The organism is Cellvibrio sp. (assembly GCF_053579595.1).
This window is the reverse complement of record NZ_JBRFPI010000057.1, coordinates 1-16,115: the sequence shown is the minus strand read 5'-3', so window position 1 is coordinate 16,115 and position 16,115 is coordinate 1. Positions and strand designations below refer to the sequence as shown.

The following is a 16,115-nucleotide window of genomic DNA, read 5'->3' as shown; positions in this document are numbered from 1 at the left end:
TTACGCACGCAGACAAACCAAGACCCCACAAAGGCGCGGTACGCCATTCAGCACCGCTCGCTTGACCTTCACCCAAATTGTCTGCCAGGTCTGGACCCATATCGTGCAGCAACATATCGGTGTAAGGCTTGATGGTTTGACTGCGCAATTCACCCAGTGGATGGTATTGGCTAGTCACTACGGATGGCGTATGGCAACCCACACAACCAATTGATGCAAATTGTGTTTCACCGCGCTGTACTGCTGCATCATTCAAGTTGCGCTGAGGACGCACACCAAGGGTTGAAATGTATTTCACCAAATTATTCAGGTGAGTATCTGACAACTCCGAACCACTCGCACCGCAGTCGGTTTGCGCAGAACCGCAATCAGGATTAGGCAGCACACTGGTCATTACGCCCATATCGGAATTGAACGCCGCTGCCACTTGATGCTTGACGCTGGTAGTACCGGCTTTGTAACCAAAGCGGCCCAAACGGGTTTGGCCAGAGGGATCAACCACACGCTGGGCGCGACCGGAAATGCCATCGCCATTTGCATCATTAATATCTTCTTTGGCGAGAATCGTTGCTTCTGGAATCGCTTCCAACAAACCCATACCAACTAACTGTGGAGCAACACGCGCAGAGAAACGCGCTGGCGTTACGCCGCTGAATTGATAATTAGGTTTACGCAGGCCATTGGTTTCAGTCCAGAAGGCGATAGACGCTTGCCCTTCACTCGCAACACCTCCGGCCGATTTTGGTTGCAACGCGCGACCTAAATTCGGATGCGGATTGCCATTGAGGTCGGCCACTTTAAATACCCATTTCTCCAGCGGTTGGCCAACCGGTGCAGGTGCAGCGCGGCCATTGCGCACGTGACATCCAGCGCAGCGATCATGCACATAATGCGGGCCCGCTTTGCCGACGGTATCGGGGAAGGTGCCGTTATCAACGACGTGTTCATCGTGTGAACCATCGATAAATGAAGCGTGATGCACACGGCGACCCAATACAAATGGTTGGCCATTTTGCGATGCAAGGTTGGTCGCCATTTGGATGAAATGGTTGTCCGGTTCATTCGAGTGGTTGTACGGTAGTGTTGTTTTACCGCCTAACCAGGCTTTCTCCGGGATTTCTATCGAATCTTTTCTGCCACCAATGGTGCCAAAATTGCCGGTAACATCCCAAGGCACCAAGCCTTTGCCAACAATATAAAGATAGGTAGTACCGTAGTAAGCCGAACGACCGTGCGGGACTGTGTGGTCGAGGAATTGGCTCAATTCAAATTCCAGCTTATCGCCGATGCGGATATTGCGGCCTTCGGGCGCATTGAAACTGCGTTCTTTGTAGTAATTGAGATTGTCGATCACGTTCATGGTGCCGTTATCTTAATACTCAGCCACTGTGCCTACACCGCGATAGAACCAGCGGTTTTCTGCCTCGGTATCGTTCAATTTAAATTGTGTCTTCACATTCATGCGCACAGTGCTGCCGCCTTTGGCCACGTAATCCACAATTTCAATTTCAGCGGTGCGGTGCTCCCAATAAAAACTCAGGAAGTGATCATAAGCCTGGAACTGGTCTTCTTTCGCATGACGGTCACGGCCGCGGTCAGCAATGCGTGTTACCAATGCATCACCGCGATCGAATTGAATCGCGCCTTCAAGCACGGTTGATGCGTTATATAAAGGCACAATATTGCCCAGGCTCGCCGCAGACGAACTGGATGCGGGTACCGATGCAGGTGTTGAACTGCGTGGCGTACTTGATGGAGCAACGGAGCTGCGTGGGGTGCTCGATGGAGCAACTGAACTAGGTGGAGTGCTCGAAGGTGCAACCGAACTGCGCGATGAACTGGCAACCGTGTTAAGTGAATAATTTTGCCAAGCGGTATCCTGCCCTGCCCCTGATCGGATAATAGTGAAGCTGACGCTCACCACACTGCTTGTATTTAAGTTGGGGATGTCATAAGTCCATACACCCCCCGCTACATTCATGCGCACATTTTGTTGCGCGCCGTTGTTGATGCGGTAATGGATATCAGCGATGTCAGCTTGGGTCACAGTCGCGCGCAGTGTAGTGCTGTTGAGCGTGGTCACGCAGCCGAGATTGCAATTGCCCGCCGCCACACTGGATGCAGCAACAGATGAGGCTGCAGGCACTGCACCGAATACATCCATTTCAAAAATCGAGTAGCCCCAGTTATTGCCAGCACTGCGCGTCAATGCATTCATGCGTACATAGCGATAAGTGCCGCTCAAGCCGACGGTATCAGTGCGGTTGCCAAAAGTGCCACCGGTACGCAGGCTGAGTTGTGTCCAGCTGGAATTATTGTTGGAACCGAGAATTTCATAGCTTGCGGCATTTGCGGCTTCCCACAAAATCACCACTTGATTGAGCGCATAGGGCTGGCCTAAATCGAGTGTGAGTGAACTAGGCGAAACGCCGTGATTGGATTCCCAACGGGTGCTGCCGTTGTTGTCATTCGCCAAATTGGCGGGTTGTAAATTGCTACTGCCGGTGGCAGAAACGGCGTTGATGTTGATAACTTGTGCGCTGGTAGTTTGCACATACAGGCTGGTACTGACGAGCGTGAGTAAGGCGCAAACGGCGCGACGGCCGAATTGGATGATTCGCATGTGATCTTGCCTCTGTTGTTGAAATTATTGTTTTTTGAAATAGTGAGTTGTGCGAGAGGTTGAGTTGCCCAACTAACAACTGCCCTTATAACAACGGCAATGGGAACCAACGGTTGATTGGTACGGATCCTTGATCGTTAGATTCAGCATCACTGCTGCGATGAGTTTCATAAACACAACTGTTCCGGCAACACCACAGAACGGGTTCAGTAGCGCTTATGTGGTGGCTCGAATGCGATTCTAAGTGCCGGAGAAAAATCTGTCGTCCCACTATGGGCGCGACGTGAAGTGAGCATTACAAATGTGAACCCGTGAGTAAATTTGGGATTATAAGAAACAGGCTTGGCAAGCGAAGCGCGACTTTATTCACACTCCATTTCCGAATGGAACACGCCACTATCGGGGTGCCACTAAGTAAAACCGGTAGGTGGGACGTGATTAGCGAAGTTCGGACAAATTGCTGCACAAATACTTCTACAAATCCCTGCACAAAAAAACGCCAGAGTGTTTGCTCTGGCGTTTTGATAGTAAACAAAAGTCAATAATTCGATCAGATCACACCGCCTCCAAATCGAGCTGTTGTTGCTCCTCACCCGAGGTGTAACGAATGCGCTGTGCTGCACGAATCAAGTTGCGGCTGTTAGTACCTGACTTGGGATATTCACTGAAACCAAAACTCCATTTGCACAGTGTGAGTTTGCCGCTAATTGCTACCGAGTTCTTAAATGCGCTGGCCATTTTTTGCAAGATTCCATTGAGCATCGCCGGATTAGTGGATGGGATCACCACCATAAAACTATTGCCCCCACAACGCGCGATCAATTCGGCAGTCGGCACATTCCCGTCCAGCTCGGCGACAAAATATTTGATCAAGGCTTGGGTAAACGCTTCGCCATGGCGCTGGGTGAGATCGCGATAATCACTCAACTCAAAATAGGCGAGCGTAAACGCGGCGGGAACATTGCTACCTTCGCTAACCGTCAGCTTTTCCAATACGCGCGCCTCCAGAAAACTGCGATTGGCCAAGCCCGTGAGTGAATCGTAAAACGCTGTCTGACGTGCAGCGGCATTTCTATTTTTTTCTTCCTGACGCGCCCGTTCCATCGCGCGGAAATCGGTATAGGCAGAATAGAGCGCAAGCAGCAGCAAAATGCTCGCAGCGATTGCCGTCGGGATGCCCATCCAATCGCCGCGCAATAAATTTTCCGGATGGCTCTGCGCGCCCATCGGATAACTGGCTGCCGCCATTCCAGTGTAGTGCATGCCGCAGATAGCCGCCCCCATCACCAACGCAGCCAATACTTTAAAAGCCAGTGCATATTGCGGCGGGACATCGCGCACCTTGCGGCAAATCACCAGCGCTGCGCCCGATGCCACAATGGCAATCACACCGGAAAGAATCACCAGCAGCGTGTCGTACTCAATACCTGGATGCATTTGCATCGCATACATACCGCCGTAATGCATCGCAAAAATCCCTGCACCCATAATAAATGCGCTGGCAGCGATGGTTTTTACGGAGACTTTTGCCAGGGTGATGACATAGAGTGCCAGTGCCGATGCAAACACGGCGGGCACCCAGGAGAGCAATGTGAGGGTGGCATTGAAACTCATGTGCATATGCATTGGCATTGTGTAGGCGCTCATGCCCACAAAATGCATCGACCAAATACCGCTGCCGAGGCTAAGCGCACCGGCCGCCAGCCAGAAGCGACGTGAGTTTCCGTCCAGATTAAACACCCGTGTGCCGAAGTAAATCGCCGTATACGAGGCGATTACCGCCACACAGTAAGATGCAAATACCAGCAACCAATTGTAGGAACCTTCCATTAGAGTCACCTTTCTAGAAATTGAAAGATGCTTTACGCGCCACATCAATTCCCGGATCAAGACTCTTTTGCGACTTTACGCTTCCTTACCTCAGGTTATTTCATCCACAGCATTAACAAGCCCAGCAGCATTAGCCCGATTGCGCTCCAACCAGAAAACAGCCAGCGCCACAGGCGCAATTTGGGGGTAAAGCCTATGCCATACACAAAACCGCAACTCATGCCGAGCATCAGCACCATGGCGGCGTTGTGATCCATGGTGTCGGGGGTGGTGCCGAAAAAATGCGGCCAGGCAGTGATGAGCACCATCACCACCAGCGAGAGGCAAAATACCAACACCCGCCCTCCTCCTTGAGGCGCGGGTTTTTCCATCGGCTCGGTTGCCGGTTCGTTTTTTTGCACTGAGGGATAATTGCTCATCGCAGATTTACTCACTAGTCGCTTTGTCACCAGCAGCAGGATCATCAACCGCTTGGGTATCACTCATGGTGTTTTCCAACCACATGGCATTGATGATGCCGAACGAACACGCGAGTAAAACGCCGAGAATCCAGGTGAAATACCACATCATTTTTCTCCTCAATAAATAGTAGGGATTAATAGAGTTGATGGCTGTTGGCGAGAATCGCTTTTTCGTTCAAGCGGCCACGCATCACCCAGTAACCCCAAAGGGTGTAAGCCAAAATCAGCGGCACAAATATGCACGCCACTACAAACATAATCATCAGCGTGGTGTGGCTGGAAGTGGCATCCCACAACGTCAGGGATGAATTAATCTGCACATTGCTCGGCATGAGGAAGGGGAACATTGAGAATCCCGCGGTGAGAATCACACCGGCAATCGCCAGGCTCGATGACAAAAATGCCCAGCCTGCCTTTGCCTTTACACTGAACCAAGCGCAGGCTAATGCACCCATAACACCCAACACAGGTGCAGCGAGCATCCAACTATAGAGACTGTAATTTTTCACCCAGCCACCCGCGACTAACTCGACGGATTTAGTGAGCGGATTGGATGGGCCGTTGGTGTCGATATAGCCCACTAATTGATAGCCATTTAATTGCGCGACCCAAATGCCAGCCAAACCAAACAATACCGCTGTTGCCACTCCCAACACCAAACCCACACGCTGTGCTCGCGCCCGGATAAATCCATCCGTTTTTAATTGCAACCATGTTGCACCGTGCATCAGCAGCATACTCACACTCACCAACCCGGCCAGCAATGCAAAGGGACGCAACAAACCGAACAAGCCGCCGTCATAACTCGGCCTTAGCATTTCGTCGTAAGAGAAAGGCACACCCAAAAATAAATTGCCAAAGGCGACACCGAATAACAGCGATGGAACTAATCCACCGACAAACAGTGCCCAGTCCCAGGCATTGCGCCAGCGCGGATTTTCCAACTTGCTACGATAATCAAATCCAACCGGGCGCAACCAGAGCGCGGCGAGCACGATTAACATCGCAAAATAAAATCCGGAAAAAGACGCGGCATAAATTAGCGGCCAAGCCGCAAAGAGCGCGCCGCCCGCCGTAATAAACCACACCTGATTGCCGTCCCAGTGAGGGCCAATTGTATTGATCATTACCCGCCGCTCATCATCAGTTTTGCCGATAATGCGCAGCAACGCGCCCACGCCCAAATCAAACCCATCAGTCACTGCAAAACCAATCAGCAGTACACCGATGAGTACCCACCAAATCACCCGTAATGTTTCGTAATCCATTTATGCCACCTCGGTTTTTGTAGTATTTTCCAAATCGTAACGGCCGGTGTGCAAGGAGCTCGGCCCTTGTTTGGAGAAGCGAACCATTAAATACATTTCAAGAATCAACAGAATTGTGTAGAACAAAATAATACCGATCAGCGACGTCCATACTTGATCTGTCGTGAGTGAGGAAGCGGCCAAGCGCGTCGGCAAAATTTCGGCAATTGCCCAAGGTTGACGGCCATACTCCGCTACAAACCAACCGGTCTCGCAGGCAATCCAGGGTAGCGGTAATGAAAACAATGCAAGCTTTAAAAACCAGCGCGGTTTATCTTGTTGATGTTTGGTGCTTAACCAAAATGCGTAGATAAAAATGAGCAGCATCGCAAAGCCACAGGCAACCATGATGCGAAATGCCCAGAACATAGGCGCGACTTTTGGCACAGTGTCACGTGCGGCTTGATCGATTTGTGCGGGCGTCGCGTCAACTACCTTATCGGTGTAGCGTTTGAGTAACAGACCGTAACCCAAATCATTTTTGACTTGTTCAAATGCCGCGCGATTTTCCGGCGTATCTTCACCGCCTTTTAATTTGGTGAGCAACGCGTAAGCTTGCATTCCGTTAACTATGCGCTCACGCGCATGCTCACGTAAATCCTGAATACCGTGAACCGGTTCGGAAATAGAGCGCGTTGCAATTAACCCGAGTAAATATGGAATTTTTATCGCGCTTGTTGTCTCTTCTTTTTCCTGATCAGGAAATCCTACGACAGTAAACGCGGCGGGTGCGGGGTGGGTTTTCCATTCTGCCTCAATAGTGGCGAGTTTCATTTTTTGCACATCACCCACTTCATAACCGCTTTCGTCGCCGAGAATAATCACAGAAATAACCGAGGCCAAACCAAATGCCGAGGCAATCGCAAAGGAGCGCTTGGCAAAACCCACATCTTGTTTTTTGAGTAAGTAATAAGAAGAAATCGCCAACACAAAAACTGCACCAGTCACATAACCGGCCGATACAGTATGAACAAATTTCACTTGCGCGACCGGGTTAAAAATCACCTCGGAAAAATTCGTCACTTCCATGCGCATGGTTTCGTAATTAAATTCAGAGCCGACGGGATTTTGCATCCAACCATTGGCGATCAAAATCCATAACGCCGACAAATTGCTACCGAGTGCAACCAACCAGGTCACTGTCAAATGTTGCACTTTAGTCAAGCGATCCCAACCAAAGAAAAATAAACCGACAAAAGTGGATTCAAGGAAAAATGCCATCAGGCCTTCAATCGCGAGCGGCGCACCAAAAATATCGCCCACATAATGGGAGTAATAAGACCAGTTGGTACCGAACTGGAATTCCATGGTTAAACCCGTGGTAACGCCCAATGCGAAGTTGATGCCGAATAATTTTCCCCAGAATTTGGTCATATCCTTGTAAATAGTTTTTCCGGTCATGACATACACGGATTCCATAATCGCGAGAATAAAACTCAAGCCCAGCGTGAGCGGCACAAAAATAAAGTGGTACATCGCCGTGAGTGCAAATTGCAGGCGCGATAAATCCACAGCAAGTTCGTTCATAGGTTAACGTCCTTTGGGAGGTTGGCGGGCGTGGCCGATGATGATGACGGCAAACCCATTTTGAGGTGAACATCGGGAGCAACAGCAGGTTTTAACGGTTTAAAGGCGACATGCCATAACACCGTGATGAGTACCAGTTTGACGACCAGTACGGCAGAAATATCGAACACCAAGGGTTTGCGAAACATCGAATCCTGCGGGAGGCGTTCACGTAAGCGTTTCAACATTTGACTCCATCTCCGTGCTGTTACAGCACCATCGAGTCTAGATTGCTATAACCCGCTGTCGCGCGAATTGATATATATCAACTTGAAATTAATTCTTACGCGACAAATTGCCGCGCAAGAAATTTCCGCTAGTGGAAGTGATGCATTTTTTTATCGAGGCGGCGCAAACCAATCGCATCCAACAACCATTTTTCATAAAAGGGCTCGGACACGCCGGTTTTCATTTTGGCGAGGAAATATTTTTCGAACGCGATTTTTCCAAGATGCGCCCACTTACCTTGCTTGTACCACATGATATTGCGCGGCGGCATTTGTGGTACGGCGATAAAAGCAGCGCCGGTATCACCCATATCGGCCAGACAAAATGCGCTCCAGCTACCTTCAAAATCAGCAACTTCACCATTAATTTCCGCAGCAATATTGTGTACCAACGCGGTCATCATGGATTCGATCATGTAGCCTGTTTTAGGTGCGCCTGTTGGTACAGGTGTTTGTTCAATGGGCGGAATAGCTACGCATACACCCGCTGAAAAAATACTGGGGTATTTGGTGCTGCGCTGGTGCTTATCAATCATTACAAAGCCGCGCGGATTGCATAAACCTTCTACTTTTGCCACCGCATCGACACCCCTAAACGCGGGCAACATCATGGAGTGCACAAAAGGTAACTCATGTTGTTTGATCACCTGCCCTTGCGCATCCACTTCATCGACAAACATTTTTCCCGCTTCAATGCGTGTGGTTTTGGCGTTGGTAATCCAGTTAATCGCGCGTTTACGCAACTCTGATTCCATCATGCCTTTTGAGTCACCTACTCCGCCCAAGCCCAAATGACCGATGTAAGGCTCGCTGGTAACAAAGGTGATGGGCACGCGGTGGCGCACACCGGCGCGGCTGAGGGCGGTATCCAAAATAAAGGCGTATTCATAAGCCGGGCCAAAACAACTGGCACCGGGCATAGCGCCAATAATCACTGGGCCGGGGTTATCAACCAGCTTTTTATAGTCTTCGTAGGAATGTTCCGCGTGGGGCAAGGTGCAGACGGATTGTGTAAACCCGCTGTGAGGGCCAGCGCCGGGAACTTCATCGAAGGCCAACTTGGGGCCAGTGGCAATGACGAGATAGTCATAATCCACACGTTTACCATCACTCAGGGTGAGGTATTTATCGACCGGGTTAATCTCATCCACCCGCTGCGCGATAAAGGCAATGTTTTTCTTTTCCAGATAGGGGCGAATCGGGAAGCTGATCTGTTCCGCTGCGCGCCACCCCACAGCCAACCAGGGGTTAGACGGGACGAACTGAAAATCCTCCCGTTCGTTGATCATGGTTACCTGATGGTTTTTCCCCAAGGCATCGTGCATTTCGTATGCCCCCGCCATTCCTCCCAAACCTGCTCCAACAAATACGACATGAGCCATAGCACACCTCTTTAGCAAATTGGATTGCGACAATATTCACGGCCTTGGGGGCAACTACAGGAATCTGACCCCTTGCATTACATAATAGATCACTAATTTAGATATTGCTAATTTATATTTATTTAATATAATGAAATCAAACTCACAAAAGGTAGACGCAAAATGAATATGCCCGTCCCTAAAGACGCTGGTCTTGATGACATGCAACAACACGCGCAGGATGCCGCTGCCCTGCTTAAAGCGCTGGCAAATGAAAACCGGCTGATGATTCTCTGCACCCTCATGGGCGGCGAGATGTCCGTAGGTGAACTAAATGAAAAAGTACCGCTGAGCCAATCTGCACTGTCGCAACATTTGGCCAGCTTGCGCGAAGCCGGATTGGTCAGCACACGCAAAGAAGCGCAGACCGTTTACTACACATTGCAGGGTGATGAAGCACAAAAAATCATCGCAGTATTGCAATCCATTTACTGCCCACAAGATTAATGATTCTCGAGAAAAAATATGAACCATAAACGTATCCACCCTGTTGATTTGATGGCAAATGAAACCGTCGATATGTGCATTTTGGATGTGCGCACTGCTGCTGAAGTCAACGCTGCTGGCTTACCCAATTGTTTGCATATTCCCCTGCATGAATTAACGGCAGAGCGCGTACAAAATGAAATTGCTGCAAAAGGTAAAAATGGTGCGCAGATTTTTTTACTCTGCCAAGCCGGAAGACGCGCTGAAATGGCAGCTGAACAATTGCACGGTAAATTAAATGCAGAGCTGGTGATTATTGAAGGCGGAATGAACGCCGTTAAACAATCCAATATTCCGCTGGCGGAAAAAGGCAAAAAAGTGATTCCACTGGAGCGCCAAATCCGTATCGCTGCGGGTTTGTTGGTAGTAATCGGAGTGGTGCTCGGTACTTGGATTGATCCAGGATTCTATGCACTGTCTGGCATTATCGGCGTGGGCCTGACATTCGCGGGCATTACCGACATTTGCCCAATGGGAATGTTGATCGCCAAAGCACCCTGGAACAAATAAATGCTGCTATCCATTGGGCTATTAATTGGCTTGATTCTTGGTCTCACCGGCGCAGGTGGTTCAGTGTTCGCCGTGCCACTTCTGTTGTTACTCGGCGGTATGTCCATGGCCGATGCCACAGGTATTTCGTTGGGTGCAGTAGCCGTCACGACTATGTATGCCAGTTTGCGCAATAAATTTTCGCGTAGCACGCCGAGCGTACTGTGGAAGCCCGGTTTGATTTTGGCGATTAGCGGCGCGCTAAGCGCACCAGTGGGCAAATGGTTGGGTATGCAGATGAGTGAGCTATGGTTAATCAGCAGCTTCAGTTTGCTCGCTGTAATCATCGCGCTGCGCATGTGGGTAAATGCACAAAAAAATCCGGCATCGGCACGCGTGGTTCGTGCAGGAAATTTTGCTAATGTCCCCAGCCCGGATCATTTGTGCAATCTCAATCCCACCGGGCAATTTGAATTGCGCCCGCGCTGCGTGAGTGGATTATTAATCGGCGGTTTAATCGTTGGGGTGTTGTCGGGTTTATTTGGTGTCGGCGGTGGATTTTTAATTGTGCCGCTACTGCTCTCACTCAGCGCAGTCACCATGGCGCAAGCGGTGAGTACATCGCTATTAATTATTGCGCTTATTAGCAGCTCCGGATTTATCAGCCATTTACTGCTGAGCGAAACACAACATTGGCAAAGGTTGCTACTTGTCGCGGCAGGCGGTGTGATCGGTATGATCATTGGCCAGACCGTCAGCCATAAAATTGCAAATGTGTTGCTGCAAAAAATATTTGCGGTGAGCTTGTTGATTGTTGCAGCTATTACTCTTGTGAGGCAATTATGATTTTCCGTCAGCTCTTTGAACAAGAATCCTCCACTTACACTTATTTGATCGCCTGCGAAAAAACACGCAACGCAGCGTTGATTGATACAGTGAAAGCAGAAGTTCCACAATATTTGCAATTGCTGCGCGAATTGAATCTCACCTTGGTTTATGCGCTTGATACGCACACTCACGCCGACCATATTACCGGTGCAGGCGAACTGCGTGATTTAACCGGCTGCACCACACTGCTCGGCGAACAGGCAAACTCTGGTTGTGTATCCCACGCATTGCGCGATGGCGAAAAAATTCCTGTGGGCGAATTAACGCTCACTGCTTTGCATACGCCCGGCCATACCGACGACTCCTACACATTTCATCTCATCGACGGTGACGAACAGTATTTATTTACCGGCGACACATTGTTAATTCGTGGCACCGGTCGCACGGATTTTCAAAACGGAAGCGCTCAAGAGCAATACCACAGCCTGTTTGGAAAATTATTGCTATTGCCGGAAACCACCTGGGTTTACCCCGCCCATGATTACAAAGGTTGGATGCGCACTACCATCGGCGAAGAAAAAGCGCACAACCCACGCCTGCAAGTAAAAGACGTAACCGCTTACGTGGAATTAATGAATAACCTGAAGTTACCTAACCCAAAAATGATGGATGTAGCCGTACCCGCGAATCGCGCCTGCGGTAAAAACTAATACGGATTTTTAAGGAGTCGCTATGAATAGCACGCGTATGAATTTCACATTAATACTTGCACTGACTGGTGTTATCTTTTTATCCGCCTGCAGCAAAGATTCGTCCCCCCCAGCAGCGCCGAAAAAAATACCTGAACTGGCCAATATCCAACTCAGCCTACAAACCACTACGCAAGAAGTGAAATACGATGGCGTGATTGAAGCGATAAATCAAGCGACTGTGTCGGCACAGACCTCCGGTCGCATTGTCGAGATCCCCGTGGACGTGGGCGATTATGTTGCCAAAGGCGATTTAATTATTCGTTTTACCGATACCGAACAAAAAGCACGTGCGGCAAGCGCCAGAGCGCAATTTACCGAAGCTCAAGCGCAATATACGCGTATGCAAGAAATGCTCGCGAAAACATTAATCGCGAAAGCAGATTTTGATAAAAGCGAAGCCGCATTTAAATCGGCTGAAGCCAATCTGCGTGAAGCAGAACAAAACCTCGATTACACAGTTATCAACGCTCCCTATGCAGGAATCGTCGTCAGCCGCGCAGTCAATGTGGGCGAAACGGTGTCCCCTGGCAAAGCACTGATGACGGGGTTATCGCTGGAGCACCTGCGCGCGCAGGTGGATATTCCGCAGCAACATATCGGCCCGGTACGCAAATACAAACAGGCGCGAATTTATTTGGCAGACGGCACCATTCTGGAAAGCAGCGACCTGCGCATTCCCCCCAGCGCTGATCCACAAACCCATTCGTTTAAAGTACTCGTGAATTTGCCAGAAGGCGATCATCAATTATTTCCCGGCACCTTTGTGAAAATTGCTTTTGCCACTGGCGAGCAGCAGCAGTTATTAATTCCGGCGAGCAGCGTTAGCAAACGTGGCGAAGTGAGCGGCGTATATGTGATTAAAGAAAATGCCCTGGAATTTCGCCAACTAACCCTGGGTTCGCTTACCAGCGATATGAATTATCCGATCCTCGCCGGTGCAACTGCCGGTGAAAAAATTGCCACTGATCCCATCGCGGCTGCGAATGCTTATAAAAATTTGCACAGTGCGGAGCAATAACTTATGGAGCCCCAATTTATTGAACAGAAAGGCACTCAGCAATCACTCGGAATTTCCGGTCGCATTGCACGTGCATTTTTAACCACGGAAATTACCCCACTATTGGCACTCACCGGATTACTGCTCGGTATTTTTGCGGTGCTGGTAACGCCGCGCGAAGAAGAGCCACAAATTAACGTGACCTTTGCCAATGTGTTTATTCCCTTCCCAGGTGCCACTCCGGAAGAAGTGGAAGCGCTGGTGACCAACCCCGCTGAGCAAATTGTTTCAGAGATTGAAGGCGTCGAACATATTTATTCTACATCGTCACTCGGCATGGCGAGCCTCACCGTGCGCTTTGAAGTCGGCCAGCCGCGCACGGATGCAATCGTGCGTTTATACAATGCGTTTTATGCCAATAGCGATTGGCTGCCGCGCAATCTGGGTGTAGGCCAACCGCTGATTAAACCCAAAGGCATTGACGATGTACCCATAGTCGCACTGACCTTGTGGAGCAAAAATGATGCAACCACGAATAGCGATTTACTCAGTGTTGCACGCGAATTACAAACTCAATTGCAGCGTGTATCCGGCACGCGCGATATCGATATTCTTGGCGGCTCCGATAAAGCCGTGCGCGTATTATTTGATCCGGAACGCATGGCCGCATATGGTTTGGCGCTGGATGATTTACGCCACACACTCGGTGCTGCCAACACTTCGCAAGCAGCCGGCTCACTGGTAAGCGACAATCGCGAAATGCTGGTACAAGCGGGGGATTTTTTATTAACCCCGGAAGAAGTGGCCGATCTGGTGGTGGGTGTTTACCAGGGTGCGCCCGTATTTTTGCGCGATGTTGCACAAGTGAGTTTAGGTGCTGATCAACCCACGCACTATGTCTCTCACGGTTTTGGTTCTGCATCGACCACCACAGATGGAAAAAACAGCGGTCGTTATCCCGCCATTACCTTATCCATCGCTAAAAAGCCGGGCGAAAATGCTGTGGATGTAGCCGAGCAAGTGATTGAACGTGTCGCGCAATTACGCGGCGTGAGTGTGCCGGATGCCATCAATGTGAATGTCACGCGCAACTACGGCGCCACGGCGGAAGACAAGGCGCAAACGCTGATCAAAAAACTCATTTTCGCCACACTTTCAGTCATTATTTTGGTGCTGATTGCGTTAGGTAAACGCGAAGCCATTGTGGTAGGCGCTGCGGTGATTGTGACGCTCGCCATTACGTTATTTGCTTCATGGGCTTGGGGTTTTACGCTTAATCGCGTATCACTGTTTGCGCTAATTTTTTCCATCGGCATTTTGGTGGACGACGCAATTGTGGTGGTAGAAAATATTCATCGCCACATGAGCTTGGGGAAATTATCGCTGAATGAAGCTATCCCAATCGCCGTAGACGAAGTGGGCGGCCCGACTATTTTGGCAACCTTCACCGTTATCGCCGCCCTACTGCCTATGGCATTTGTGACAGGATTGATGGGTCCTTACATGTTGCCCATTCCGATTAATGCGTCCACCGGCATGCTAATTTCCCTTGCCGTCGCCTTTATGTTTACGCCCTGGTTATATCGCCGTTTATTTGCGCATGTTGATCACGGCAGTGTTAATACCAGTGCGAATGCACATGAACCCCACGGCAATAAATTCCTGCCATTTTTTACACGCATTATGACACCGCTGTTAAATCGCGAAGCCGGAAAAAAAGCGCGGCTTTGGTTACTCGGTGGCATTCTCGGTCTAATCTTCGCATCGATTGCTTTAGTAGTCGTGCAAGCCGTGATGTTAAAAATGTTGCCTTTCGACAACAAAAGCGAATTTCAGATTGTGGTGGATATGCCCGAAGGCACTCCTCTGGAAAACACCCAAAGAGTATTACAAGCTCTCGCGGATAAATTGGAAACCATTCCAGAAGTTACCGACTACCAATTGTATGCGGGCACCTCTGCGCCCATTAATTTTAATGGTTTAGTTCGCCAAAATTATTTGCGCCGCGCGCCGCATATGGGTGAGATTCAAGTCAATTTGGTGGACAAACATTTACGCCACCGCAAAAGCCACGACATTGCCCTGGCCGCGCGCGAATTAATTGCGGACGTCGGCAACACCATGAACGCGAATATCAAAGTAGTTGAAGTCCCTCCCGGTCCGCCCGTGTTATCGCCACTGGTGGCAGAAGTCTACGGCATGAATTACCAGCGTCAGCTAGATGTCGCCAAACAGGTGCGTGCCGCGTTTGAAGCAACGCCCGATGTTGTCGATGTAGACGATACGATTGAAGCACCACAAACCCGTTGGTTAATTGCAGTAGATCGCGCACGTGCAGCGCGTTTGGGTGTGGATCAAACCAGTGTCGCCAATGCGATCAGCACCGCACTCGTGGGCGAAGATGCTTCTTATCTTCATACTACTAATGCAAAAGTTGCCCTGCCTGTTCGGCTCGAATTGCCCGCCGGGGAGAAAGACAGTCTCGAACGCGTGTTGGCAATAAAAATCCGCGCGCGCGATGGCAATTTAATCGCGCTTAGCGAGGTCACTCAGGTCATCGAAAGCCAACGCCAACAAACCATTCACCACAAAGATTTGTTGCCGGTGGTTTATGTACTGGGCGATGTCGCAGGTGAAACCGACAGCCCACTCTACGGTTTAGCCGCGATTTATAAACGCATCGAAGAAACACCACTAGTTGGTCAAGTTATCGACCAGTATTTAAATTCGCAGCCCGAAAGTCCGGTTAATTGGAGCCTGAAATGGGACGGCGAGCTGCAGGTGACGCTGGATACTTTTCGCGATATGGGTATCGCCTACTCCGTCGGTCTGGTCATGATTTATTTGCTGGTGGTGGGCATGTTCAAAAGTTACTCAGTGCCGCTGATCATCATGGCACCAATTCCGCTCACCATTATCGGCATCATGCCCGGCCACGCCCTGCTCGGCCAACAATTCACCGCACCCAGTATGATCGGCATGATTGCGCTGGCCGGAATTATCGTGCGCAACTCCATTTTATTGGTGGACTTTATCCAACAGGAGATACGCAACGGCAAATCCCTCGAGAGCGCCACCATCAGCGCCGCCGCTGTGCGTGCCCTGCCGATTAGCCTTACCGCACTGGC

15 protein-coding genes are annotated in these 16,115 nt (G+C 49.9%); 6 read left to right on the top strand and 9 right to left on the bottom strand.

The features are described 5' to 3' along the window. The 9 genes from ACWA6V_RS05670 to ACWA6V_RS05630 form a co-directional block, all read right to left on the bottom strand. Positions 1-1,360 (bottom strand): di-heme oxidoredictase family protein (locus tag ACWA6V_RS05670; RefSeq protein ID WP_449521574.1); only part of this gene is annotated, 1,360 nt, incomplete at its 3' end. Positions 1,361-1,372: 12 nt separating this feature from the next. Next, entirely contained in the window at positions 1,373-2,623 is a 1,251-nt protein-coding gene (locus ACWA6V_RS05665) for a discoidin domain-containing protein (RefSeq protein WP_449521573.1), read from the bottom strand. A gap of 555 nt (positions 2,624-3,178) precedes the next feature. After that, on the bottom strand, positions 3,179-4,453 hold the full coding sequence (locus ACWA6V_RS05660; protein ID WP_449521572.1) for an MHYT domain-containing protein: 1,275 nt from the start codon (positions 4,451-4,453) through the stop codon (positions 3,179-3,181). Between the two features lie 95 nt (positions 4,454-4,548). Beyond that, the gene (locus ACWA6V_RS05655) at positions 4,549-4,872 is read right to left on the bottom strand and encodes a cyd operon YbgE family protein (protein WP_449521571.1); all 324 of its coding nucleotides are present in this window, start codon (positions 4,870-4,872) and stop codon (positions 4,549-4,551) included. Positions 4,873-4,879: 7 nt separating this feature from the next. Further along, positions 4,880-5,023 carry a cytochrome bd-I oxidase subunit CydX gene (gene cydX, locus ACWA6V_RS05650; RefSeq protein ID WP_449521570.1) on the bottom strand — a complete coding sequence of 48 codons (144 nt, stop codon included), beginning with the start codon at positions 5,021-5,023 and terminating at the stop codon, positions 4,880-4,882. 25 nt (positions 5,024-5,048) lie between these two features. Beyond that, entirely contained in the window at positions 5,049-6,182 is a 1,134-nt protein-coding gene (gene cydB, locus ACWA6V_RS05645) for a cytochrome d ubiquinol oxidase subunit II (RefSeq protein ID WP_449521569.1), read from the bottom strand. Further along, positions 6,183-7,748 carry a cytochrome ubiquinol oxidase subunit I gene (locus ACWA6V_RS05640; RefSeq protein ID WP_449521568.1) on the bottom strand — a complete coding sequence of 522 codons (1,566 nt, stop codon included), beginning with the start codon at positions 7,746-7,748 and terminating at the stop codon, positions 6,183-6,185. It abuts the gene before it with no gap. Continuing rightward, positions 7,745-7,975 (bottom strand): hypothetical protein, encoded by a 231-nt coding sequence (locus tag ACWA6V_RS05635; RefSeq protein WP_449521567.1) that lies wholly within the window; start codon positions 7,973-7,975, stop codon positions 7,745-7,747. Before ACWA6V_RS05635 ends, ACWA6V_RS05640 begins: the two co-directional genes overlap by 4 nt. A gap of 128 nt (positions 7,976-8,103) precedes the next feature. Further along, positions 8,104-9,396 carry an NAD(P)/FAD-dependent oxidoreductase gene (locus ACWA6V_RS05630; RefSeq protein ID WP_449521566.1) on the bottom strand — a complete coding sequence of 431 codons (1,293 nt, stop codon included), beginning with the start codon at positions 9,394-9,396 and terminating at the stop codon, positions 8,104-8,106. A gap of 162 nt (positions 9,397-9,558) precedes the next feature. Here ACWA6V_RS05630 and ACWA6V_RS05625 point away from each other — a divergent pair, with 162 nt between their 5' ends. From ACWA6V_RS05625 to ACWA6V_RS05600, 6 genes are all read left to right on the top strand, one after another. Next, positions 9,559-9,882: an ArsR/SmtB family transcription factor gene (locus ACWA6V_RS05625; RefSeq protein WP_449521565.1), complete on the top strand. Its 324-nt coding sequence runs from the start codon at positions 9,559-9,561 to the stop codon at positions 9,880-9,882. A gap of 18 nt (positions 9,883-9,900) precedes the next feature. After that, the gene (locus ACWA6V_RS05620) at positions 9,901-10,431 is read left to right on the top strand and encodes a rhodanese-like domain-containing protein (RefSeq protein WP_449521564.1); all 531 of its coding nucleotides are present in this window, start codon (positions 9,901-9,903) and stop codon (positions 10,429-10,431) included. Next, positions 10,432-11,256: a sulfite exporter TauE/SafE family protein gene (locus ACWA6V_RS05615; protein WP_449521563.1), complete on the top strand. Its 825-nt coding sequence runs from the start codon at positions 10,432-10,434 to the stop codon at positions 11,254-11,256. After that, positions 11,253-11,948, top strand: coding sequence for an MBL fold metallo-hydrolase (locus ACWA6V_RS05610; protein WP_449521562.1), 696 nt, complete (start codon positions 11,253-11,255; stop codon positions 11,946-11,948). Before ACWA6V_RS05615 ends, ACWA6V_RS05610 begins: the two co-directional genes overlap by 4 nt. A 22-nt stretch (positions 11,949-11,970) precedes the next feature. Continuing rightward, on the top strand, positions 11,971-13,008 hold the full coding sequence (locus ACWA6V_RS05605) for an efflux RND transporter periplasmic adaptor subunit (RefSeq protein ID WP_449521561.1): 1,038 nt from the start codon (positions 11,971-11,973) through the stop codon (positions 13,006-13,008). Positions 13,009-13,011: 3 nt separating this feature from the next. Then, positions 13,012-16,115: efflux RND transporter permease subunit (locus tag ACWA6V_RS05600; RefSeq protein WP_449521560.1), on the top strand; the 3,104-nt coding region annotated here is incomplete at its 3' end.

Bases quoted from the DNA above. Each gene is read 5' to 3' on its own strand.
- ACWA6V_RS05660 (WP_449521572.1), bottom strand. From the start codon at position 4,453: ATGGAAGGTTCCTACAATTGGTTGCTGGTATTTGCATCTTACTGTGTG.
- ACWA6V_RS05635 (WP_449521567.1), bottom strand. From the start codon at position 7,975: ATGTTGAAACGCTTACGTGAACGCCTCCCGCAGGATTCGATGTTTCGC.
- ACWA6V_RS05615 (WP_449521563.1), top strand. From the start codon at position 10,432: ATGCTGCTATCCATTGGGCTATTAATTGGCTTGATTCTTGGTCTCACC.
- ACWA6V_RS05665 (WP_449521573.1), bottom strand. From the start codon at position 2,623: ATGCGAATCATCCAATTCGGCCGTCGCGCCGTTTGCGCCTTACTCACG.
- cydX (WP_449521570.1), bottom strand. From the start codon at position 5,023: ATGATGTGGTATTTCACCTGGATTCTCGGCGTTTTACTCGCGTGTTCG.
- ACWA6V_RS05625 (WP_449521565.1), top strand. From the start codon at position 9,559: ATGAATATGCCCGTCCCTAAAGACGCTGGTCTTGATGACATGCAACAA.
- ACWA6V_RS05630 (WP_449521566.1), bottom strand. From the start codon at position 9,396: ATGGCTCATGTCGTATTTGTTGGAGCAGGTTTGGGAGGAATGGCGGGG.
- ACWA6V_RS05605 (WP_449521561.1), top strand. From the start codon at position 11,971: ATGAATAGCACGCGTATGAATTTCACATTAATACTTGCACTGACTGGT.
- ACWA6V_RS05640 (WP_449521568.1), bottom strand. From the start codon at position 7,748: ATGAACGAACTTGCTGTGGATTTATCGCGCCTGCAATTTGCACTCACG.
- ACWA6V_RS05620 (WP_449521564.1), top strand. From the start codon at position 9,901: ATGAACCATAAACGTATCCACCCTGTTGATTTGATGGCAAATGAAACC.
- ACWA6V_RS05655 (WP_449521571.1), bottom strand. From the start codon at position 4,872: ATGAGCAATTATCCCTCAGTGCAAAAAAACGAACCGGCAACCGAGCCG.
- cydB (WP_449521569.1), bottom strand. From the start codon at position 6,182: ATGGATTACGAAACATTACGGGTGATTTGGTGGGTACTCATCGGTGTA.
- ACWA6V_RS05610 (WP_449521562.1), top strand. From the start codon at position 11,253: ATGATTTTCCGTCAGCTCTTTGAACAAGAATCCTCCACTTACACTTAT.